Raw genomic sequence first — 20,801 nt, 5'->3', positions numbered from 1 at the left:
CGAAGGAAGGCCCATGACGTCCCCGACCCCTCCCGAGGTCGCCGCGCTCCTGGAGCGCGCCCACCGGATCGGTTCCGACCCCCGCAACACCAACTACGCGGGCGGCAACACGTCCGTGAAGGCCACCGGCCCCGACCCGGTCACGGGTGACGACACCGCCCTGATGTGGGTGAAGGGTTCCGGCGGCGACCTCGGCACCCTGACGGAGGACGGGCTCGCGGTGCTGCGGCTCGACCGGGTCCGCGCCCTCAAGGAGGTGTACCCGGGCGTGGAGCGCGAGGACGAGATGGTCGCCGCGTTCGACTACTGCCTGCACGGGAAGGGCGGCGCCGCCCCCTCCATCGACACCGCGATGCACGCCCTGGTCGAGGCCGCCCACGTCGACCATCTGCACCCGGACTCGGGCATCGCCCTGGCCTGCGCCGCCGACGGCGAGAAGCTGACCGCTGAGTGCTTCGGCGACACGGTGGCCTGGGTGGGCTGGCGGCGTCCGGGGTTCCAGCTGGGGCTGGACATCGCCGCCGTCAAGGAGGCCAACCCGCAGGCTGTCGGCGTGGTGCTGGGCGGACACGGCATCACCGCCTGGGGCGACACCTCGGAGGCCTGCGAGCGCAACGCGCTGTGGATGATCCGCACGGCGGAGGCCTTCCTGCGGGAGCACGGCCGGCCCGAGCCCTTCGGGGCCGTACTGCCGGACCGCACGCCGCTGCCCGACGAGGAGCGCCGTGCGCGGGCGGCCGCCCTGGCCCCCGTGATCCGCGGTCTGGCCTCCACCGACCGCCCCCAGGTCGGCCACTTCACCGACGCCGGACCGGTGCTGGACTTCCTCTCCCGGGAGGATCACCCCCGCCTCGCCGCGCTGGGCACCTCGTGTCCCGACCACTTCCTGCGCACCAAGGTCCGCCCTCTGGTGCTCGACCTTCCGCCGGGCGCGCCCCTCACCGAGGCGGTGGAGCGGCTGAAGGAGCTGCACGCGGAGTACCGCGAGGCGTACCGCGCGTACTACGAACGGCACGCCGTGCCCGGCTCCCCCGCGATGCGCGGCGCCGATCCGGCGATCGTCCTCGTGCCGGGAGTGGGGATGTTCTCCTTCGGCAGGGACAAGCAGACGGCGCGGGTGGCCGGGGAGTTCTACCTCAACGCGATCCAGGTGATGCGGGGTGCCGAGGCGGTCTCGGCGTACACACCGATCGAGGAGTCCGAGAAGTTCCGGATCGAGTACTGGGAGCTGGAGGAGGCGAAGCTGCGGCGGATGCCGGCGCCCAAACCGCTGGCGGCCCGGATCGCGCTGGTGACGGGGGCGGGTTCGGGGATCGGGCGGGCCGTGGCGCACCGGCTGGTCGCGGAGGGGGCGTGCGTGGTGGTCGCGGACGTCGACGCGGCGAAGGCGGCCGGGGTGGCGGAGGAACTGGGCGGCGGCGACCGGGCCGTGGCCGTGACGGTCGACGTGACCAGCGAGGAGCAGATCCAGGAGGCGTTCCGGGAGGCCGTATTGGCGTTCGGCGGGGTGGACCTCGTGGTGAACAACGCGGGGATCTCCATCTCCAAGCCGCTGCTGGAGACCACCGTCGGCGACTGGGACCTCCAGCACGCCATCATGGCGCGCGGCTCGTTCCTGGTGGCGCGCGAGTCCGCCCGGATCATGCGGGAGCAGGACCTGGGCGGGGACATCGTGTACATCGCCTCGAAGAACGCGGTGTTCGCGGGTCCGAACAACATCGCCTACTCGGCGACCAAGGCGGACCAGGCCCATCAGGTCCGGCTGCTGGCGGCGGAGCTGGGTGAGCACGGGATCCGTGTCAACGGCGTCAACCCGGACGGTGTGGTGCGGGGTTCGGGCATCTTCGCCGCGGGCTGGGGGGCCCAGCGGGCGGCGACGTACGGCATCGAGGAGGAGCGGCTGGGCGAGTTCTACGCGCAGCGGACCCTGCTCAAGCGCGAGGTGCTGCCGGAGCACGTGGCCAATGCGGTGTTCGCGCTGACGGGCGGCGACCTCACCCACACGACGGGGCTGCACGTCCCGGTCGACGCCGGCGTGGCCGCCGCCTTCCTGCGGTGACGGGGACACGGTTCCCATGGCTGTGAACGGGTACGCGGACGGGGCCGGCCGGGACGTCTTCGCCGCCGTCGATCTCGGTGCGACGAGCGGCCGGGTCATCACCGGCCGGGTCGGGCCCGGAACGCTCGACCTGACCGAGGTCCACCGGTTCGCCAACACCCCGGTGCGGCTCCCGGACGGTCTGCGCTGGGACGTGGCGGGGCTCTACCGGGGCATGCTGGAGGGTCTGCGAGCGGCGGGGCGGAACGGTCCCGTCGTCTCCGTGGGCGTCGACACCTGGGCGGTGGACTACGGGCTGCTCGATGCCGACGGTGCCTTGCTGGGGCTGCCGTTCCACTACCGGGACGCACGCACGGCGGGCGTCGCCGGCCGTTTGCCCGAGGGCTGCGGTCCGGCCGAGCTGTATGCGGTCGGAGGCTTGCAGCGTCTGCCGTTCAACACGGTGTTCCAGCTGCTGGCCCACCGGGAGACGGCGCAGTGGGAGACGGCGCGCACGCTGCTGCTGATGCCGGATCTGCTGGTGCACTGGCTGACGGGTTCGGTGGGCGCGGAGGTCACCAACGCCTCCACGACCGGGCTGTTCGACGCGCGCGCGGGCACCTGGTCCGACGCCCTCATCGGGCGGCTGGGCCTGGAGCGTTCGCTCTTCCCGCCGTTGCGGGAGCCGGGCGCACCGGCCGGGCGGCTGCTGCCGCATGTCGCCGAGTCCACCGGGCTGCCGGCGTCGACACCGGTGACGACGGTCGCCTCGCACGACACGGCGTCGGCGGTCGCGGCCGTCCCGGCCACGGAGGAGGACTTCGCGTACATCTCCTGCGGCACCTGGTCGCTCGCGGGGCTGGAGCTGGACGCTCCCGTCCTGTCGGAGGAGTCCAGGGCGGCCAACTTCACCAATGAGCGCGGGGTGGACGGTACGGTCCGCTACCTGCGCAACATCATGGGGATGTGGCTGCTGGAGGAGTGCCGCCGGGTGTGGGAGCGCTCGGGTGCGGCCCCGGGCCTGGACGGGCTGCTGTCCCGGGCCGCGGCCTCCCGTCCCTTCGCCGCGGTGATCGATCCGGACGACCCCTCCTTTCTCGCCCCCGGCGACATGCCGTCCCGCATCGGCGCCTTTCTGCGGCGCACCGGTCAGCAGCCGGTCTCGGATCCGGGCGCGGTCGTCCGGTGCGTGCTGGAGAGCCTGGCGCTGGCCCACCGCCGCACCGTGCGCGCCGCGGCCGCCCTCGCCGGGCGCGCTCCGACCCGTATCCATCTCGTCGGCGGGGGCTCCCGCAACGCCCTGCTCTGCCAGTGGACGGCCGACGCGAGCGGACTCCCGGTCACGGCGGGGCCCGCCGAGGCGACGGCCCTCGGCAACGTGCTGCTCCAGGCCCGCGCCCGGGGCCCGGTCGGCGATCTCCCGGCCCTGCGCCGGCTGATCGCCGCCACCCAGCCGCTCCGGCACTACACGCCGCGCGGCGACCCCCGCCACTGGGACCGGGCGGAGGCCCGCCTGACCGCGGAACGGCCCGGAGCGGTCGTCGCCCCGGCGGACGCGGAAGGGGACGGGCGAGGGATCTGAGGGGGGTGGGTACGGGCCGGGCGCGGCCCGTACCCACCCGCCGTCGTCCTAGGCGCGGGGCGCCGCCGCGAGTCCGAGTTCCTGGTCGCCCAGCGACGCGAAGTGCCGTTCGACCTCGGCGTCGGTGACCTCGGCCAGGGTGGCCGGGGTCCAGTGGGGGTCGCGGTCCTTGTCGATGATCTGGGCGCGTACGCCCTCGACGAGGTCGGGTCCGGTGAAGGCCACGGAGGACACCCGGAACTCCTGGTCCAGGACGGCCTCCAGGCTGTCCAGACGGCGGGCGCGCCGGACCGCTTCGAGGGTCACCTTGAGGGCGGTGGGCGATTTGGCGAGGATCGTGGCGGCGGCCTGCTTGGCGGCCGGGGTCCCGTGGGCGTCGAGGCGTTCGACGATGTCCTCGACGGTGTCCGCCGGGTAGCAGGCGTCGATCCACTCCCGCTGTACGGCCAGCGTGCCACCGGGGGCGGTGGCGGCGAACCGTTCCACGGCAGCACGGACCTGCTCGGCGGTGGTGGAGGCGTTCAGGGCGGCGAGCAGCGCGGGGAGGTCGGCGGAGGGGACGTAGTGGTCGGCCAGTCCGCACAGGAGGGCGTCGGCCGCGCCGACCGCGTCGCCGGTCAGCGCGAGGTGGGTGCCCAGTTCGCCGGGGGCGGCGCCGAGCAGGCGGGTGCCGCCGACGTCGGGGACGAAGCCGATCCCGGTCTCGGGCATGGCGACCCGGGAGCGCTCGGTGACGATCCGCGTCGAGCCGTGGGCGGACACGCCGACGCCGCCGCCCATGACGATGCCGTCCATGAGGGCGACGTACGGCTTGGGGAAGCGGGCGATCCGGGCGTTGAGCCGGTACTCGTCGCGCCAGAAGCCGAGGGAGGCGGTGCCGCCGGCGAGGGCGTCGTCGCGGACCGAGCGGATGTCGCCGCCCGCGCAGAGGCCCCGCTCGCCCGCACCCGTGAGGACGACGGCGGCGACGGAGGGGTCGGCCTCGGCCTCGTCCAGGGCTTCGGACAGGCGCAGGACCATGGTGTGGTTCAGGGCGTTCAGGGCGCGCGGCCGGTTCAGCGTGAGGTGACGGATGCGCCCCTCGGTGTGCAGCAGGACGGGATCCTCGTGGTTCATGCGTGCGCTCCGGTCAGCCCCAGTGCCTACCGTCCGCCGCGGCGGACGATCTTCCGCAGCCATTGTGCGCGGGCGGTCGCGCGGCGTGGCGCGAGGGGTCGCCGCCGGCCGCTCGGAGCGCTGTGGGGGCGGTCTCCCGTTGTGGCAGGGGTGCCGGAGCAGCCAGACAATTGAGTCACGCCGTACGGCAGCCCGCCGGACGATCCTCGGAGCCAGGAATGACCGATCACGACCGGCCCCCGCGCGTTCCCGTCCCGCCCCGCCTGCTGATCGACAAGGCGCAGGGCGGGGAGACGGGGACGGACGAGCGGCTTGCCCTGAACCGGACGGGCAGTTTCGAGTGGGACCTCGACGCCCGGACGGTGGACGTCGACGAGGCCGGGCTGCTGGTCTTCGGCCTGGATCCGGAGACGTTCGACTCCCGGCCGGAGACGCTGCTGGAGCGGCTGGAGCCGCCGGAGCGGGTGCGGCTGGAGGAGGCCGTGGACGAGGCCATCAAGAGCGGCAGCGCCTCCTACAGCGTGCACGTCCGGGTGCCGGTCGCGGGCGGCGACCAGTGGACCCACGTCCAGGCGCGCATCCTGCGGCACAACGACGGACAGGCGCACCGGGTGATCGGTCTGGTGCGGGACGCGACGGCCGAGGTCACCCATTCGGCCTTCGTCCTGGCTCTGGAAAAACGCCGGCAACGCCAGACCGACATCGTTGAACGCACAACGAGCGCTCTGTCCCGCGCGGTGACCGTGGACGATGTGACGGCCGCGCTCACCGGTCCGGGCGGCCTGGCGCGCCTGGGGGCGGACGGGCTCGCGCTCGGCCTGCTCGACAACACGGCGCTGAACGTCATCGCGCTGAGCGGGGACTCGCTGGAGGTCGTGGACGAGCTGGGCTCGGGCCGGCTGGACCCGAAGTTCCCGCTGGCCGACACGGTACTGAGCGGCCGTCCCAGGTTCGTCAGCTCGCTGGGCGCGCTCACCCGCCGCTATCCGGTGCTGGAGCCGTTCGTCGGGCAGTTGAAGTTCCAGGCCGCGGCGTATCTGCCGCTCGTCGCGCAGGCCCGCACGCTGGGCGGTCTGGCGCTCTTCTACCGGGAGCGGACGGCCTTCAACCCCGATGAGCGCAATCTCTGCCTGGGGCTGGCCGCGATCATCGCCCAGTCCCTCCAGCGGGCCACGCTCTTCGACGAGGAGCGCGAGTTCGCCACGGGGCTCCAGTCGGCGATGCTGCCGCGCCGCATCCATGACATCGAGGGCGGCGAGATCGCCGTCCGCTACCACGCGGCCTGGAGCGGGCGCCAGGTCGGCGGTGACTGGTACGACGTGATCGCCCTGCCCAAGGACCGCTTCGGCATCGTGGTCGGCGACGTCCAGGGCCATGACACGCACGCGGCGGCCATCATGGGCCAGTTGCGCATCGCGCTGCGCGCGTACGCGGCCGAGGGGCATCCTCCGTCCACGGTGCTGGCCCGCGCCTCCCGCTTCCTCTCCGAACTCGACACCGACCGGTTCGCCACCTGCGCGTACGCCCAGGTCGACCTGGGGACCGGAACCGTGCGCGTGGTGCGGGCGGGGCACTTCGGCCCGCTGATCCGGCACACGGACGGCCGGGTCGGCACCCCGCAGGTGCGCGGCGGTCTCCCGCTGGGCATCTCGACCGACTTCGGGGACGAGGAGTATCCGGAGACCCGGCTGGATTTGGTCCCCGGCGAGACCCTGGTGCTCTACACGGACGGGCTGGTGGAGGAGCCCGGAGCCGATATCGAGGCCGGGGTGCGCACCCTGATCGCCGAGGTCAGCGCGGGACCCGCGGGCGCCGAGGCGCTGGCCGACCATCTCTCGGACCGGCTGTGGGAACGCTGGGGCTCGGGCGACGACGTCGCCCTCCTGGTCCTGCGGCGCAGCCCCGACCCCGGTTCGCCCCGCGCGCCCCGGCTGCACCAGTACATCCACCAGGCCGACCCGGAGGGGCTCTCCGAAGCACGGACCATCGTGCGCCAGGCGCTCACCGACTGGGACATGGCCGAACTCGCGGACGACGCCGAACTGGTGACCGGCGAGCTGCTGGTGAATGTGCTCCTGCACACGGAGGGCGGCGCGGTCCTCACCCTGGAGGTGCTGCCCGAGCCGGTGCGCCGCGTCCGTCTGTCGGTGCAGGACCGCTCCAGCGCCTGGCCGCGCCGCAGAACGCCGGGCGAGACCGCGACCTCGGGGCGCGGCCTGCTGCTCCTGGACGCCGTCGCCACCCGCTGGGGGATCGAGCCCCGCGGCGAGGGCAAGGCCGTCTGGTGCGAGATCGGCCCGGCGGTCCCGCCGACGACGGCGCCATCTGACCCCGATACCGCCCCGGACCCGGACCCGCCGGAATCCTCGAAGCTCCCGGAATCCCCGGTGCCCGAGCGCGGAACGCCGTACGGCACGAACGGCAGGAACGGCAGGACGCCGAAAAGCTGAGGGGTGTGCCGCGCCCACCCGGGCACGGCACACCCCCGGCCCGCGATCGGAGCGCCGAAGCGCCCGGTCACCGGCCCGCTCGACTACTGCTGCGCGGTACGGCGCTTGCGCACGGACCACATGATGCCGCCACCGGCGAGCAGCACGGCGACGGCCGCACCCGCGATGATCGGCGTCGCGGACGACGAACCGGTCTCGGCCAGATCCGGCGAGCTGGGGCTCGGCGCCGGAGCGGCGGGCGCGGGCGACGACTCACTGGGCGTCTCGCTCGGGGCGGGCTTCTCCGGGGAGGGAGTCGCCGTGGTGGGCGTCCCGGAGGGCTTCGTCTCGCTCGGAGTCGGGGTCGGCGTGCGGCCCTCGCAGACCGGCGCCTGCTTGGTCTCGTCGCGCGAGTACTGGTCGCCGTCGCCCGCCTTGACGACCAGACGGACCGTCAGCTCCTTGTCGTGGTCCGGCAGGGCGAGCTTCTTGTCGAAGCTCTTGCCGAACGACTCCGTGGGCAGGAGGTCCTTTCCGTCGACGGTGACGGTCACCTGGTTGGTCACACCGCTGTTGTACGCGGTCAGGTGCAGGCTCACTTCGTTACAGGTCACGTCCCAGGTGGGGGTGTGAGCTGCGGCCGGACCGGCGGTGAGAACCACTCCGGTCAGGCCGGCAATCGCGGCGGCGGCGAGGGTCCCCGCCGCGCGCCGCGATCTCCTGGGTATGGTCATGGGATTCTTCCTCCGCAAAGGTTTCAACGCCTGAATGGCGGTGGGGCGCACAGTACTGCTCCACTCCCCCGTGCGTGCACCCGCCCCACAGACCTTGTGACGTCACAACCGGCCGCACTTCATAGCCGGTTGGGGCAACCCGGACACATCCCGCCCGGCCCGGTCCGTTCGTTCACTGGCGTGAAGTGACCGTCCGGGACGGCCCGCCCGGTTCAGAGCGGCCGGTACATGATGTGCAGCCCGACGAACCCCTTCTCGGGGTGCTCGAAGCCCTCCGGCAGGGTCCCCAGCACCTCGAAACCCAGCGAACGGTAGAGCCCGACCGCGGCGGTGTTGGTCTCCACCACGGCGTTGAACTGCATGGCCCGGAACCCCGCCGCCCGGGCCCAGTCGATCGTGTACGTACAGAGGGCACGCCCCACGCCCTTGCCGGAGTGACGGGGGTCGACCATGTAGCTGGCGCTGGCGATGTGCGCGCCGTTGCCCATGTGGTTGGCGTTCATCTTGGCCGTGCCCAGCACGGTCCCGTCGTCGGCCACGGCGACCACCGTGCGATGCGGCGGCTCCAGCAGCCACCAGCCGGCCGCCTGTTCCCTGCCCAGGTCGAGCGGGTAGGTGAACGTCTCGCCCGCGGCGACGATCTCGTGGAAGAAGGGCCAGATGGCGGGCCAGTCCTCAGAAGTTGCTTCCCTGATCAACATGGCGGTCAGAATGCCTGGTCCGGGCGGCCGAAGCGAACTCTTTGCGTCGCCCCGGGCCGCTCCCGCGAGGGCGCCTGCCGGAACGCGCCGCCCTCGGCCACAGCCGCGCGAGGATGCCGGAACGCCCGCGCCCCGCTCCCCTGCGCCGCGCTCCGGACGGGCCCGGCTCCGTCCTCCGGGGCTCCGGCGCGCACGACGGCTCGGCTTCCTCCACCGGTCCCGGCGGCGGACTCGGCTCCACGGCCTCCGGCGGGCATGGCTCCGCACCCCGAACCGGACCCTCCTCTCGCGGTGCGGGCCCCGCCGCGTCCCCGGGGCGCGGCGCCGGGCACCGCTCGCGCGCGTGATCCAGCTCCATCAGCAGGGCGATCCGCCGCCAGAGGATCTCGTCCGGGTCGTCCGCGAGCATCAGACGGGCGAACGCGTCGCGGCCGGCGGGTGAGCCGGGGTGCCCGAGGGCGGATCCGGGGCGGGAGCGCGCGAGATGGGCGCGCTCGTACGGATCGTCGACCACCTCCGCGAGCTGGAGCGGGTCGAGCGCCTGCGCCACCACGGCCGCGCGCGCCCACGGCTCCTCGGTGAGCGCGAGCAGGCGCTCGATACGGCGCGACCGCCAGTTCCGCGCGCGGAAGTCGTCGCCCTCCTCCACCCGGTGGCGGATCCACGCCGGGCTCACCCCCGTCAGCAGCTCGGGCGAGCGCTCGGCCAGTGCGCGCAGCTCCCGGGCGAGGTAGAGCCAGACCACCGCCCGGTAGCGGTTCAGGTAGAAGGCGATCGGGGTGACGCAGCCGGCCCTGGCCAGTCGCGCGAACCGCACGGGGGTGATCCCGAGCAGCCGGGCCCCTTCCGCCGTCCCCACGGTCCGCACCTGCTCCCGCAATGCTTCCGGGAAGCCGGGCTGCTCCCGCAGGCGTTCGATCTCGGTGCGGCGGAAGCGGAGCCTGCCCGGTCCGGGCGCGTCCGGCCGGACGATCCCCAGATGGACCGCCAGATCGAACTCGCCGCGTCGCAGCTCCAGTTCGGCCGCCGCACGGCTTGCCGCGAGTGTGGGCACGCCGCCGTCGCGCACCGCGTCCGTCATCGACATGATGGTTCTCCCCCGTGAGACACGAATACTCTCCGTGATCACGGTAACCCGGAGCGACAGAACGCCGCCCGGCCCTGTGGATAACTCCCGGGCCGGGCGGCGTGCGCGTCCTTCGCACCGGGTCAGATCCGGTGCGCCACACCGCCGTCCTGCCGCGCGGCCACCGCGAGGTGCTCGCCGACCCGGTTGACGAGCAGCGTCATCTCGTACGCCACCTGCCCCACATCGGCATCGGCCTCGCTCAGCACGCACAGGCAGCTGCCGTCGCCCGCGGCGGTGACGAACAGCAGGGCCTCGTCGAACTCCACCATCGTCTGACGGGCCCGGCCCGCCCGGAAGTGCCGCCCCGAACCCCGCGCGAGACTGTGCAGCCCGGACGAGACCGCGGCCAGATGCTCCGCGTCCTCGCGGGCCAGGCCCGTACTCGCCCCCGTGACCAGGCCGTCGTTCGACAGCACCAGAGCGTGCCGGATGTGCTCCACCCGGCTGGTGAGATCGTCGAGCAGCCAGTCGAGTCCCCTGTCCAGCGCCATTCTGTTCCTCCCCGCTCATACGTTCCCCGTGCCCCGCTTGTGCGCAAGCCTTGCGTACCGGTCACGCGGGGGCAAGCACTCCTCTGCGCAAGAGCGGGCGGGATCAGGCCACCTGGCTCAGCCGACGGTGTCGAGCATGCGGGCGGTGTGCATCCGGCCCGCGTACTCGACCATGCGGATCAGGACCTCCTTGCCGGAGTCGCGGTCCCTGGCGTCGCACAGCACCACGGGGGTCCCCGGATCGAGATCGAGGGCCCGTGAGACGTCGCCCTCCCCGTACGCGCGGGCGCCGGCGAAGCAGTTCACGGCGACGACGAAGGGGATCCGCCGGTGCTCGAAGTAGTCGACGGCCGGGAAGCAGTCCTCCAGCCGGCGGGTGTCGGCCAGCACGACGGCGCCCAGCGCCCCTTGGGACAGCTCGTCCCAGAGGAACCAGAACCTGTCCTGGCCCGGCGTCCCGAAGAGGTAGAGGGAGAGCCCGGAGCGGATGGTGATGCGCCCGAAGTCCATCGCCACGGTGGTCGTGGTCTTGTGGGCGACACCGTCGGTGTCGTCGACCGTCTGCCCCGCCTCGCTGAGCAGTTCCTCCGTACGCAGCGGCCGGATCTCGCTCACCGCGCCGACCAGGGTCGTCTTGCCGACCCCGAACCCGCCCGCGACGAGGATCTTCAGGGCCAGGGCGTCGGCCGGGGCGGTGGTTCCGGTCGTCTCCCGTGTGCTGTCCGCGTGGTCGGTCGGCATCGATCACTTCTCTCACCAGTGGGTCTCGGGACGTCGACGACGCAGGTCAGTGGTGTCTTCGGGGATCGGATCCGGGGGTCGTCGGCGCGCGTACGGCGACAGCATGGCAAAGCGGAACCCGCCCCGGGCGACGCGATCGCTATTTTGAGGATGTGACTGTTTGGGTCCGTTCGATGCCAGGAACGGGACCGAACGCGGTGTGATTGTCAGCCATTCCGTGGCTCCTTCTCGGCGTCGGCCCCGACCCGGCGCATCCCGGGGCCCCGGGAACGCCGCCTACACTGGTCGCCTCGGGTGCGGGAACCGGACCCGGTCGAACGGAGGAGGACGGACCACGTCCTCTCCGGTCCCGGCCCGAGTGCGATGCGGTGCACGCGGACGGGAGCGGAGAAGTGTCGACAGGTGCCGGCGGCGGGTTCCAGGATCCGCCCGCGGACGTGCTGGCCGAGGCGGCTGCCGCGTTCGGTCTACTGGCGGCGCCCGCGCGTCTGCACATCGTCTGGGCGCTGGCCCAGGGCGAGAGCGATGTGACCGGTCTGGCCGAGCGGGTCGGCGGCACGCTTCCCGCGGTGAGCCAGCATCTGACGAAACTGAAACTGGCCGGGCTCGTCCGGTCCCGCCGTGAGGGCCGCCGCCAGGTCTATCTGGTCGACGACCCCGGTGTCGTGACCGTGGTGCGGCTGATCGTGGGGCAGCTCGCCGAGCGGGCCGGGCATCCGTCCGAGCCGCCCGCGCGCCTCCATGAACTCGGTGCCTGAGAGCGCTGCGGCGGAGGGGTCCGAGGCCCCCGGCGAGCGGTCGGCCGTGGTGATCGAGCTGCCCGGCGCCGCGTCCGCTCCCCCGTCCGTACGGCCGCCGTCCTCACCGACCGCGCTCCAGGCGCTCCGCTCGCTGGACAGCGGTCCGCGCGGGCTGCTGGAGTCGCAGGCACAGGAGCGGCTGGCCCGGTTCGGCGAGAACACGCTGCCCGCCCGGCGCCCCGTCGCCCGGCCCACGCGCTTCCTGCGTACGCTGCGGGATCCTTTCACCTCGGTGCTGCTCTGCCTGGGGCTGGTCTCCGCGCTGGTCAGTTCCTGGGGCACGTCCGCCGTGATCGCGGTGCTGGTCGTCGTCAGCTGTCTGCTGCGGTCCACCCAGGAGCACCGGGCGGACCGGGCCACGGCCGCGCTGCGCGAGCTGGTGGCGACGACCGCGACGGTGCTGCGCCGGGACGGGCCGGACGACGCGCCCCGGGTCCGCGAGATACCCGTAGGGGAGCTCGTCCCGGGCGATGTGATCCGGCTGGCGCCGGGCGATCTCGTCCCGGCCGACGTCCATCTGCTGCGGGCCAGCGGCCTCACCGTGCACCAGTCCGCGCTGACGGGTGAGTCCGTACCCGTCCCCAAGCATCCCGACGGTGCCGGCCCCGCGCACGGGGCGCTCCCCGGACCGCGTCCCGTGTCCGGCGAGGGGGACGGGGTGTTCGACCGGCCCCAGGCCTGCTTCCAGGGCAGCAGCGTCGCCACGGGGAGCGGCACCGGGGTGGTCGTGGCGACCGGGGGCGCGACCCGGTTCGCCGCCGCCTACGACCGTTCGGCGCGCCGGCGGGGCGCGAGCGCCTTCGACCGGTCCGTCCAGGGGATCTCCTGGACGCTGATCCGGTTCATGCTCCTCACCCCGCCGCTGGTCCTGATGGCCAACGCGGCGCTGCGCGGGCGCGGGCTGGAGACGCTGCCGTTCGCGGTGGCGGTCGCGGTCGGTCTGACGCCGGAGATGCTGCCCGTCATCGTCACCACGGCGCTGGCCCGGGGCGCCGCCCGGCTGGCCCGGGAGCGCGCGGTGATCGTGAAGCGGCTGCCCGCGCTGCACGATCTGGGCGCGGTGGACGTGCTCTGCCTGGACAAGACGGGCACCCTCACCCAGGACCGGCCGGTCGTGCACCGGACGTACGGACCGGACGGGGACCCTGGCCCCGAGGCGCTGCACTGGGCCGCGGTCAACGCCCTGTGGACGCTCCAGCTGGCGGAGCTGCCCGAGCCGGACGCGCTCGACGAGGCGGTCCTCGACGCCTGGGAACCGCTCCCCGGGCCGCAACCGGAGTCGTACCTTCCGATCGAGGAGTACGACGCCGTGGCGGTGCTGCCCTTCGACCCGCAACGCCGGCTGGCCACGGCCGTGGTGCGCCATCCCCGACGGCCGGGCACCCATGTCCTGGTCGTGAAGGGGGCGGTCGAGGCCGTTCTCGACCGGTGCGCGCTGGAGCCCGGGGAGCGGGCCCGGCTGGACGCCCTGGCGGCGCGCGAGGCGGCGGACGGTCTGCGGCTGCTCGCGGTCGCGCGCCGTGAACGAAGGGCAGGGTTCGGTCCGTACACCCCGGCCGACGAGCGCGGGCTGGTCTTCCTCGGCTTCGTCGCCCTGCGCGACGCGCTCGCGCCCAGTGCCGCCGACGCGCTCACCGTCCTGGCGCACCGGGGCGTCTCGGTGAAGCTGCTGACCGGGGACCATCCCGGCACCGCGGCACGGGCCTGCCGGGATCTCGGGCTCGCCCCGGGTCGGGTGATGACCGCCGAGGAGGTCGACGCGCTCTCCGACGAGCGGCTGGCCGCGACGGCCGGGGGCACCGCGGTCTTCGCCCGGTGCACGCCCGCGCACAAGGCGCGGATCGTGGACGCGCTGCGGACCGCGGGCTACACGACGGGGTTCCTCGGCGACGGCGTCAACGACCTGCCCGCGCTCCACGCGGCGGACGTCGGGCTCTGTCCGCGCAACGCGGTGGACGTGGTGCGGGAGACCGCCGATGTGGTGCTGGCCGACAAGGACCTGGGGGCGATCTCCCATGCGATCGGCGCGGGCCGGCTCAGCAGCGGCACGATCGCCACGTATCTGCGGATCACGCTCTCGTCCAACCTCGGCAACGTCCTCGCGATGCTCGCCGCGGGTCTGCTGCTGCCGTTCCTGCCCATGCTGCCGGGGCAGGTGCTGGTGCAGAACCTGTGCTTCGACGCGGCGCAGCTGGCGTTCGCCTTCGACCGGCCCTCGCCGTCCGTGCTGCGGCGCCCCGCGGTGCTGCGGCCCCGGGACTTCCTCCGGTTCATCACCGGATTCGGACTGCTGAACGCGGCGGCCGACCTCGCGACCTTCGGGGCCCTCGCCCTGGCCCTGCACGGTGCGGCGCCGGACGGTCCGACGGGCTTCCACTCCGGCTGGTTCACCGAGAACCTGCTCACCCAGGCCCTGGTGATGGTGCTCCTGCGCAGCGGCCGGAGCGCGGCCGAGGGACGCGGCGGGGGTCCGCTGCGGGCGGCCGCGGCCGGTCTCGCCGCGGTCGGTGTGCTGCTGCCGCTCTCCCCGGCGGGCCCGCTGCTGGGGATGAGCGCCCTGCCGCCGCTCTATTACCTGTTGCTCGGCTCGGTCCTCGCGTTGTACGCATGCGGTCTCAGCTGGGCGCGCAGGCGCTACGAGCGTGGACGGAGGAACGCATGACGACCGCGGTGGGCGGGGAACGGGGTGCGGCCGAGGGGGCCGGGCGGGGGCGGGTGCGCAGGGCGACCGCCGATGACATCGGAGCGCTGGTCCGGCTGCGGGCGCTGATGCTGACCGACATGGGCGTGGACGTGGGGGACGAGGACGCCGTGTGGCGTTCGGCCGCGGCGGACTGGTTCGCGGAGCGGATGGTCCGGGGCGACGAGTTCGCCGCGTTCGTCGTCGACGATCCGGAGCTGGGTGTCGTGGCCTGCGCGGTGGGGGCGTGCGACGCGCACGCGCCCGGTCCGGCCGGGCCGAGCGGGCTGTACGGCCATGTCTCCAATGTGTGCACCGATCCCCGGCGGCGCAGGCGGGGTCATGCCCGCGCCTGTATGGACGCGTTGCTCGCCTGGTTCCGGGACGAGACCCCGGTCCCGGTGGTGGGGCTGAACGCGACGGGGGACGGCTCGGCGCTGTACGAGGCCTTCGGCTTCGCCCCGCCCCGCTTCCCGTACCTCCAGTTCAGGCCGGAACGGGAGGCCCCTCCCGCGGGCTGAGCCGCCTTCCCCCGGCCGCGTCTCAGCCGTACGAGAGGTCGCTGCACACGTCGTCGTCGGCGGAGCGGGCCCCGTCGGCGATGTCGGCCGGGACGGTGGAGGCGCTGCGGACGGGTCCGGGGGCGGGTGAGGGGTCGGTGGCGTAGTCGCGTCCCACGATCACCTGGACCCCGGCGGTGGTGGAGGCGCTGATCCGTACGCCGCCGAACAGCCGGGCGGTCGTCTCGGCCTCGCTCTGCTTCCCGGGTCCGTAGGTGACGACGGTGGTGGCCTGGTCCTGGGCGTTGGCGGTGGCGGCCCCGGTGACGGTGAAGCCGTGGTCGCGCAGGAGGCCGGCGGCCTGGGCGGCGAGGCCGGTCACGGTGGTGCCGTTGTAGACGGCGACCTGGATGCCGGTGCCGGAGACGGGTGCGGTGGGCGCGGGAGCAGCGGGGGCGTCCTTCGCGTCGCCCTTGCCGTTCGCGTTCTTGCCGTCGATGGTGCGGTCGGCCTTCAGCGCGGCCCAGAGGGCGTTCGCCTCGGACTCCACGAGGGCGACGCGGGCGCCCTCGTACCGCCAGGGCACGGTGACGAACTTGGTGTTGTGCAGGTCGATGTTCTTCATCGACAGGGCGAACCTGAGGAGTTTGTCGGCGGAGCCGAGGCCCGGGTCGACGGTCATCGCGTCGGTGGCCGCGTTGGCGAGGGGCAGCAGCGTGGTCGGGTTCAGCCCGCGGGACTTGACCGTCTTGACGAGCGAGCCGATGAAGGCCTGCTGCCGCTTGATACGCCCTATGTCGGACCCGTCGCCGATGCCGTGCCGGATGCGTACGTAGTCGAGGGCACGCTGGCCGGAGACCTTCTGGGGGCCCTTCGCGAAGACCCGCTCGCCCCGGGTGGCGCGCTTGGGGTTGAGGTCCTTCTGGTAGATGTCCTGCGGGAGGCAGACGGGGACGCCGCCGACGGCGGAGGTCAGGGCCGAGAAGCCGGCGAAGTCCACGACGACCGTGTGGTCGACCCGGAGTCCGGTCAGGTGTTCGACGGTGTTCTGGGTGCACGCCGGGTTGCCCTCGGCGGTCTCGCCGACGGAGAACGCCGCGTTGAACATGGTGTTGCGCTGCGGAGCCGTCCACGTGCCGTCGGGTTTCTTGCAGGCGGGGATGGTCACGAGGGAGTCGCGCGGGATGGACACGCCCACGGCGTGCCGGCGGTCGGCGTAGACGTGCAGCAGGAAGGCCGTGTCCGAGCGGCCGACCGCACCCGTGCCGCCGCCGAGTCCGCTGTTGGCGCCCGAGCGCGAGTCGGACCCGATGACCAGGACGTTCTGCCCGCCGGAGCCGTCCGGGCGGTCGCCGGAGATGCCGTCGGCGCCGAAGGTGTCGATGCTGCCGGTGAGTTTGAGGTAGCCCCAGCCGACCCCCGCCACCAGCAGGACGAGGAACGAGCATCCGACCAGTGCGGTACGCCGCAGCCGGCCTCCCCTCCCCCGGGCCGCCGCGCCCTTGTGGCTCCCTGCCATCGAACTCCCCGTTCCTCGCTGCCACGGAGGAGGCCGTGAGCCCGGTCCCCCATGGTTGTACAGTTGCGCAATGTAGCAAGTGTCCGTGTCCGCCTGGATCAACGGCCCCGTCCATCCTGGGCCCCAACCGGCGTCCGCGAGCCCCTGCCGCACACATTGACCGGAACGGACCCGAAGAAAGGGGCGTGACGCGCATGCTGCGCAACGGCCTCGAACCCTGGCACCTGTTGATCGTGGTGATCGTCGTGGTGATGCTGTTCGGCTCGAAGAAGCTGCCGGACACCGCCCGCGCCCTGGGCAAGTCCATGCGGATCCTGAAGAGTGAGACCAAGGCCATGAAGGAGGAGGCGGCCCCCGGGATCGTCTCCGGCGGGACCGGGTCCACCGGCACGGGCACGGCCGCCGGGTCCGCCCCGGAGGCGGCACCCGCCAACGGCGGCACCGCCGCCACTTCATGACCTGCGCAAGCTGGGAACCGTAGGCACGGGGCCGCCGTCCTCCTCGATGGCGGCCGAAGACACGCTGATCGACGCGATCACCGGATCATTTGGAGGAAGTTCATGGGTGTGAGCCTGGCCAAGGGCGGCAACGTCTCCCTGTCCAAGGAGGCGCCCGGCCTGACCGCGGTGACCGTGGGCCTGGGCTGGGACGTACGGACGACGACGGGGGCCGATCACGACCTGGACGCCAGCGCGCTGCTGTGCTCGGCGACCGGCAAGGTCCTCTCCGACCTCCACTTCGTCTTCTACAACAACCTCAACAGCCCGGACGGATCGGTCCAGCACACCGGCGACAACCTGACCGGTGAGGGCGAGGGCGACGACGAGTCCATCAACGTGGACCTGGCGACCGTGCCGGCGGACGTGGCGAAGATCGTCTTCCCCGTGTCCATCCATGACGCCCAGGCCCGGGGGCAGAGTTTCGGCCAGGTGCGCAACGCGTTCATCCGCGTGGTGAACCGGGCGAACAACGTCGAGCTGGCCCGTTACGACCTGAGCGAGGACGCCTCCACCGAGACCGCGATGGTCTTCGGCGAGCTGTACCGGCACGGGGCGGAGTGGAAGTTCCGCGCGGTGGGCCAGGGTTACGCGTCCGGCCTGGCCGGCATCGCCTCGGACTACGGCGTGAACGTCTGACGGACCGGCAGCAGGGGGCCCCGGCCCGCACCGTTCAGCGGTGCGGGCCGGGGCCCTCGCACGTCATCCGTCCTTCCCCGCAGACACCGCCTCGCCGCGACCCGTCCGGCTGATCCGGCCCGGCCACCAGGCCCGCGCGCCGATGTCCACCACCAGGGCGGGCACCAGCAGCGACCGCACCACCAGGGTGTCCAGCAGGACGCCGAAGGCGACGATGAACGCGATCTGGGCGAGGAACGCCAGCGGGATCACGATCAGCGCGGCGAAGGTGGCGGCCAGCACCACACCCGCCGAGGTGATGACCCCGCCCGTGCTGACCAGCCCCCGCAGCACGCCCTGCCGGGCGCCGTGCACCTCCGCCTCCTCGCGGACCCGCGACATCAGGAAGATGTTGTAGTCGACGCCCAGCGCCACCAGGAAGACGAAGCCGTACAGCGGAACGGAGGCGTCCGTGCCGCTGAAGCCCAGCACATGGGTGAAGACCAGCGACGAGACCCCCAGCGTCGCCAGGAAGTTGAGGCCCACGGTCGCCACCAGGAGTACCGGGACGAGGACGGAGCGCAGCAGCCCCATCAGGATCAGCAGAATGATCGCCAGGACCACCGGCACGATGATGCCCCGGTCGTGCGCGGCGGTGCGCTGGGTGTCGTCCTGCTGGGCGGTGTAGCCGCCGACGAGGGCGTCGGCCCCGTCGACCGCGTGCACCGAGGCGCGCAGCCGCTGCACGGTGGCCTTGGCCGCGTCGCTGTCCGCGGCGTCGTCCAGCGTCGCGTCGATCCGGACCCGCCCGTCGACCACCAGCGGCGGTCCGCCGCCGGGGCGGCCCGACGCGGTGACGGGCGCCGCCGATGCCACGCCCTCGGTGCCCGCCGCCGCGGCGGTCACGCGGTCCGCCCGGTCCGCGTCCGCGAGGATCACGGCCGGGTTGCCCGAGCCGCCCGGGAAGTGCTTGCCCAGGGTGGCCTGGGCCGAGACGGAGGGGGCGTCGTTGACGAAGATCTCGTCCAGCGGCACGCCCTTGGAGCTGAGGGTGGGGGCGAAGGCCGCGCAGGCGACGAGGACCAGCGTGGTGGAGACCCAGACCGTGCGCGGGGCACGGTCGACGCGGGCGGCGACCCGGCGCCACACGCCGTGCCCCTGGGCCGCGTCGTCCGCCGGGCGCGGGGCGGCGGGCCAGTAGGCGGCGCGGCCGCACAGCACCAGTACGGCGGGCAGGAAGGTGAGGGTGCTGAGGACCGCGCAGACGATGCCGATGGCACCGACCGGGCCGAGGGCGCGATTGTTCGTCAGATCGCTGAGCAGCAGCGCGAGCAGGCCGAGGGCGACGGTCGCGGCGCTCGCGGTGATCGCCCCGAAGGAGCGGCGGATCGCGGCGAGGGCGGCGGCGCCCCGGTCGTCGTGGCGGGCCAGTTCCTCGCGGAAGCGGGCGGTCAGCAGCAGCGCGTAGTCGGTGGCCGCGCCGATCACCAGGATGGACAGGATGCCCTGCACCTGCCCGTCCACGCGGACGACGTCGTGGTCGGCGAGGACGTAGACGACGGCGCAGGCGAGACCGAGGGCGAGGACCGCGCCGATGATGATCAGGAAGGGCAGCAGCAGGGAGCGGTAGACGAGCAGCAGGATCACCAGGACGGCCGCCAGGGCCACACCGAGGAGCAGTCCGTCGATGCCGGCGAAGGCGTCCTTGAGATCGGCCTGCGCCGCCGCGGGTCCGGCGATGCCGACCGCGGTCCCGGGCACCGCGGCCGCGGCGCGCACCCGGTCGAGGGTGTCGGGCAGGGCGTCCCCGAGGTCCGAGCGGAGCTGGACGACGCCGGACAGGGCCAGGCCGTCGTCGGAGGGGAGTGCGGGCGAGGGCGCGCCCACGACGCCGGGCTGACCCTCCAGCGCGGCCAGGGCGCGGGTCGCGGACCGCTGCCCGCCGTCGGGAAGCGCGCCGTCCCGGCCCGTCCACACGACGATCGCGGGCACGGTCTGCGAGGTCTGGAAGGCCTTCTGCTCCTCGGACACCCGGGTGGATTCGGCGCTGCGCGGCAGGAAGGCGGCCTGGTCGTTCGTGGCGACCTCGCCGAGCTTTCCGGCGTACGGTCCGAGGGCTCCTCCGATCCCGAGCCAGACGACGAGCAGAGTCACGGGCACCAGCCAGCGGAGCAGGCGGTGGTGCGAGGCGGGCTTCATTGCTTCCCCTGAGGTCGGTACACGACAGATATCTCTCGATCATCGACTATCTCAATGATTGAGAGATATTACTCTGGGGGGATGCACACCGCAGACACCGGCCCGGACAGAGGCATGAGCGACGACCCCACCGGGCTCCAGTCCTTCGCGGTGCTGCTGCGCCGGATGAACAGCGAGTTCAACCGCATCACGCACGAGTTCGCGCAGACCCAGGGGCTGCACGCCACGGACGTCCAGGCCCTGATCGCCATCCTGGACGCCGAGCGGGGCGGCGCGGAGGGCGCGATGACGCCCGGCCGGCTGCGGGACCAGCTGGATCTGACCTCGGGCGCGGTGACGGCGTGTCTGGACCGGCTGGAGCGTGCGGGGCACATCCGCCGGGTCCGGGACACCGGGGACCGGCGGGTGGTGCATCTGCACTACGCGGCGCCGGCCAAGCGCGTCGCGCGCGACTTCTTCCAGCCGCTGGCGGCCGGCACCGACGCGGCCCGGCGCCAGTTCGACGAGGCCGAACTGCGCGTCGTGGTGCGCTTCCTGGAGGCGATGAACGACGAGCTGACGCTGTTGCGCGGGGCCGGGAACCGCCCGTAGCGGACGCCGCCCGGTCCGGTTCACAGGGCGCGCAGTCCGTTGATCACCTCGCGCAGGATGCGTTCGTCGGGGAGCTGGGCCGGGGGCACCGGACGGCTGACCGTCACATAGCCGGACTCCAGCAGGTCGCCGAGGAGGACCCGGACGACACCGACCGGCAGATCGGCGTCCGCCGCGAGTTCCGCGACGGACTGCGTCTCGGTGCGGCACAGCTCCAGCAGCGTGTGGTGCTCCGGGCCGAGCAGCGCGTCCTCTCCGCTGCCGGACGCCGTGTCGTCGTACGTGACGAGCGCGATCAGGTCGAAGTGCGCGGCGCCCGGCCCCGGGTCGGTGCGTCCTCCCGTCATGGCGTACGGCCGGACCAGCGGACCGGCCTCGGCGTCGTACCACTGGCTGCCCGGCAGCTCGTACGGGTCGGTGTCCGTCGTGGACATGG

General features: G+C 73.2%; 18 protein-coding genes. 9 read left to right on the top strand and 9 right to left on the bottom strand.

Features of this window, described 5'->3' with window-relative positions; translation table 11 throughout:
• Positions 1-13 precede the first annotated feature (13 nt).
• Both ACZ4FH_RS11265 and ACZ4FH_RS11260 read left to right on the top strand, forming a co-directional pair.
• Positions 14-2,059 (top strand): bifunctional aldolase/short-chain dehydrogenase, encoded by a 2,046-nt coding sequence (locus ACZ4FH_RS11265; RefSeq protein WP_467303950.1) that lies wholly within the window; start codon positions 14-16, stop codon positions 2,057-2,059.
• Positions 2,060-2,075: 16 nt separating this feature from the next.
• The gene (locus ACZ4FH_RS11260; protein WP_467303949.1) at positions 2,076-3,620 is read left to right on the top strand and encodes a rhamnulokinase; all 1,545 of its coding nucleotides are present in this window, start codon (positions 2,076-2,078) and stop codon (positions 3,618-3,620) included.
• 48 nt (positions 3,621-3,668) lie between these two features.
• Here ACZ4FH_RS11260 and ACZ4FH_RS11255 read toward each other — a convergent pair whose 3' ends face one another.
• Entirely contained in the window at positions 3,669-4,736 is a 1,068-nt protein-coding gene (locus tag ACZ4FH_RS11255; protein ID WP_467303947.1) for an enoyl-CoA hydratase/isomerase family protein, read from the bottom strand.
• Positions 4,737-4,954: 218 nt separating this feature from the next.
• Between ACZ4FH_RS11255 and ACZ4FH_RS11250 the strand changes: the two genes are divergently transcribed.
• Complete coding sequence (locus ACZ4FH_RS11250) at positions 4,955-7,186, top strand: SpoIIE family protein phosphatase (RefSeq protein WP_467303946.1); 2,232 nt, start codon at positions 4,955-4,957, stop codon at positions 7,184-7,186.
• A gap of 83 nt (positions 7,187-7,269) precedes the next feature.
• Here the strand turns inward: ACZ4FH_RS11250 and ACZ4FH_RS11245 are convergent, their stop codons facing one another.
• The 5 genes from ACZ4FH_RS11245 to ACZ4FH_RS11225 all read right to left on the bottom strand — a co-directional run bounded on the left by ACZ4FH_RS11245 (position 7,270) and on the right by ACZ4FH_RS11225 (position 10,961).
• A complete protein-coding gene (locus ACZ4FH_RS11245) occupies positions 7,270-7,899 on the bottom strand; it encodes an LAETG motif-containing sortase-dependent surface protein (RefSeq protein ID WP_467303944.1) in 630 nt (209 codons plus the stop codon).
• 212 nt (positions 7,900-8,111) lie between these two features.
• On the bottom strand, positions 8,112-8,600 hold the full coding sequence (locus tag ACZ4FH_RS11240; protein ID WP_467303942.1) for a GNAT family N-acetyltransferase: 489 nt from the start codon (positions 8,598-8,600) through the stop codon (positions 8,112-8,114).
• Positions 8,575-9,687 carry a DUF6397 family protein gene (locus tag ACZ4FH_RS11235; protein WP_467303940.1) on the bottom strand — a complete coding sequence of 371 codons (1,113 nt, stop codon included), beginning with the start codon at positions 9,685-9,687 and terminating at the stop codon, positions 8,575-8,577. Before ACZ4FH_RS11235 ends, ACZ4FH_RS11240 begins: the two co-directional genes overlap by 26 nt.
• Before the next feature lie 122 nt (positions 9,688-9,809).
• Positions 9,810-10,220, bottom strand: a complete 411-nt coding sequence (locus ACZ4FH_RS11230; RefSeq protein WP_383636232.1) for a roadblock/LC7 domain-containing protein — start codon at positions 10,218-10,220, stop codon at positions 9,810-9,812.
• Positions 10,221-10,337: 117 nt separating this feature from the next.
• Complete coding sequence (locus ACZ4FH_RS11225) at positions 10,338-10,961, bottom strand: GTP-binding protein (protein ID WP_467303939.1); 624 nt, start codon at positions 10,959-10,961, stop codon at positions 10,338-10,340.
• A gap of 392 nt (positions 10,962-11,353) precedes the next feature.
• Here ACZ4FH_RS11225 and ACZ4FH_RS11220 point away from each other — a divergent pair, with 392 nt between their 5' ends.
• Genes ACZ4FH_RS11220 through ACZ4FH_RS11210 form a run of 3 tightly spaced genes read left to right on the top strand, consistent with a single transcriptional unit; the run spans position 11,354 to position 14,962 of the window.
• Positions 11,354-11,719, top strand: coding sequence for an ArsR/SmtB family transcription factor (locus ACZ4FH_RS11220; protein ID WP_467303937.1), 366 nt, complete (start codon positions 11,354-11,356; stop codon positions 11,717-11,719).
• The gene (gene mgtA / locus ACZ4FH_RS11215; RefSeq protein ID WP_467303936.1) at positions 11,703-14,423 is read left to right on the top strand and encodes a magnesium-translocating P-type ATPase; all 2,721 of its coding nucleotides are present in this window, start codon (positions 11,703-11,705) and stop codon (positions 14,421-14,423) included. Before ACZ4FH_RS11220 ends, mgtA begins: the two co-directional genes overlap by 17 nt.
• Positions 14,420-14,962 (top strand): GNAT family N-acetyltransferase, encoded by a 543-nt coding sequence (locus ACZ4FH_RS11210; RefSeq protein WP_467303935.1) that lies wholly within the window; start codon positions 14,420-14,422, stop codon positions 14,960-14,962. The genes mgtA and ACZ4FH_RS11210 overlap by 4 nt, the downstream gene beginning before the upstream one ends.
• Positions 14,963-14,984: 22 nt before the next feature.
• On the opposite strand, the gene ACZ4FH_RS11205 is transcribed toward ACZ4FH_RS11210, so the two are convergent.
• Positions 14,985-16,460, bottom strand: coding sequence for an LCP family protein (locus ACZ4FH_RS11205; protein WP_467303934.1), 1,476 nt, complete (start codon positions 16,458-16,460; stop codon positions 14,985-14,987).
• Between the two features lie 194 nt (positions 16,461-16,654).
• Between ACZ4FH_RS11205 and tatA the strand changes: the two genes are divergently transcribed.
• Positions 16,655-16,918 (top strand): Sec-independent protein translocase subunit TatA, encoded by a 264-nt coding sequence (gene tatA / locus ACZ4FH_RS11200; protein ID WP_467304031.1) that lies wholly within the window; start codon positions 16,655-16,657, stop codon positions 16,916-16,918.
• A gap of 102 nt (positions 16,919-17,020) precedes the next feature.
• A complete protein-coding gene (locus ACZ4FH_RS11195; protein ID WP_467303933.1) occupies positions 17,021-17,596 on the top strand; it encodes a TerD family protein in 576 nt (191 codons plus the stop codon).
• 63 nt (positions 17,597-17,659) lie between these two features.
• Here the strand turns inward: ACZ4FH_RS11195 and ACZ4FH_RS11190 are convergent, their stop codons facing one another.
• A complete protein-coding gene (locus ACZ4FH_RS11190) occupies positions 17,660-19,774 on the bottom strand; it encodes an MMPL family transporter (RefSeq protein WP_467303931.1) in 2,115 nt (704 codons plus the stop codon).
• 81 nt (positions 19,775-19,855) lie between these two features.
• Here ACZ4FH_RS11190 and ACZ4FH_RS11185 point away from each other — a divergent pair, with 81 nt between their 5' ends.
• Positions 19,856-20,365 carry a MarR family winged helix-turn-helix transcriptional regulator gene (locus tag ACZ4FH_RS11185; RefSeq protein WP_467303929.1) on the top strand — a complete coding sequence of 170 codons (510 nt, stop codon included), beginning with the start codon at positions 19,856-19,858 and terminating at the stop codon, positions 20,363-20,365.
• 20 nt (positions 20,366-20,385) lie between these two features.
• On the opposite strand, the gene ACZ4FH_RS11180 is transcribed toward ACZ4FH_RS11185, so the two are convergent.
• Positions 20,386-20,799, bottom strand: coding sequence for a DUF742 domain-containing protein (locus tag ACZ4FH_RS11180; protein WP_467303928.1), 414 nt, complete (start codon positions 20,797-20,799; stop codon positions 20,386-20,388).
• Between the last annotated feature and the right edge of the window lie 2 nt (positions 20,800-20,801).

This window comes from Streptomyces sp. NPDC024555 (assembly GCF_055559335.1).
Note: the sequence above shows the minus strand (reverse complement) of the source record. Positions and strands in the feature narration are given on the sequence as shown.

Coding starts and splice junctions, on each gene's coding strand:
- mgtA (WP_467303936.1), top strand. CDS start 11,703: ATGAACTCGGTGCCTGAGAGCGCTGCGGCGGAGGGGTCCGAGGCCCCC.
- ACZ4FH_RS11265 (WP_467303950.1), top strand. CDS start 14: ATGACGTCCCCGACCCCTCCCGAGGTCGCCGCGCTCCTGGAGCGCGCC.
- ACZ4FH_RS11225 (WP_467303939.1), bottom strand. CDS start 10,961: ATGCCGACCGACCACGCGGACAGCACACGGGAGACGACCGGAACCACC.
- ACZ4FH_RS11230 (WP_383636232.1), bottom strand. CDS start 10,220: ATGGCGCTGGACAGGGGACTCGACTGGCTGCTCGACGATCTCACCAGC.
- ACZ4FH_RS11190 (WP_467303931.1), bottom strand. CDS start 19,774: ATGAAGCCCGCCTCGCACCACCGCCTGCTCCGCTGGCTGGTGCCCGTG.
- ACZ4FH_RS11260 (WP_467303949.1), top strand. CDS start 2,076: ATGGCTGTGAACGGGTACGCGGACGGGGCCGGCCGGGACGTCTTCGCC.
- ACZ4FH_RS11240 (WP_467303942.1), bottom strand. CDS start 8,600: ATGTTGATCAGGGAAGCAACTTCTGAGGACTGGCCCGCCATCTGGCCC.
- ACZ4FH_RS11255 (WP_467303947.1), bottom strand. CDS start 4,736: ATGAACCACGAGGATCCCGTCCTGCTGCACACCGAGGGGCGCATCCGT.
- ACZ4FH_RS11185 (WP_467303929.1), top strand. CDS start 19,856: ATGCACACCGCAGACACCGGCCCGGACAGAGGCATGAGCGACGACCCC.
- ACZ4FH_RS11195 (WP_467303933.1), top strand. CDS start 17,021: ATGGGTGTGAGCCTGGCCAAGGGCGGCAACGTCTCCCTGTCCAAGGAG.
- tatA (WP_467304031.1), top strand. CDS start 16,655: ATGCTGCGCAACGGCCTCGAACCCTGGCACCTGTTGATCGTGGTGATC.
- ACZ4FH_RS11235 (WP_467303940.1), bottom strand. CDS start 9,687: ATGTCGATGACGGACGCGGTGCGCGACGGCGGCGTGCCCACACTCGCG.
- ACZ4FH_RS11205 (WP_467303934.1), bottom strand. CDS start 16,460: ATGGCAGGGAGCCACAAGGGCGCGGCGGCCCGGGGGAGGGGAGGCCGG.
- ACZ4FH_RS11245 (WP_467303944.1), bottom strand. CDS start 7,899: ATGACCATACCCAGGAGATCGCGGCGCGCGGCGGGGACCCTCGCCGCC.
- ACZ4FH_RS11250 (WP_467303946.1), top strand. CDS start 4,955: ATGACCGATCACGACCGGCCCCCGCGCGTTCCCGTCCCGCCCCGCCTG.
- ACZ4FH_RS11210 (WP_467303935.1), top strand. CDS start 14,420: ATGACGACCGCGGTGGGCGGGGAACGGGGTGCGGCCGAGGGGGCCGGG.
- ACZ4FH_RS11180 (WP_467303928.1), bottom strand. CDS start 20,799: ATGTCCACGACGGACACCGACCCGTACGAGCTGCCGGGCAGCCAGTGG.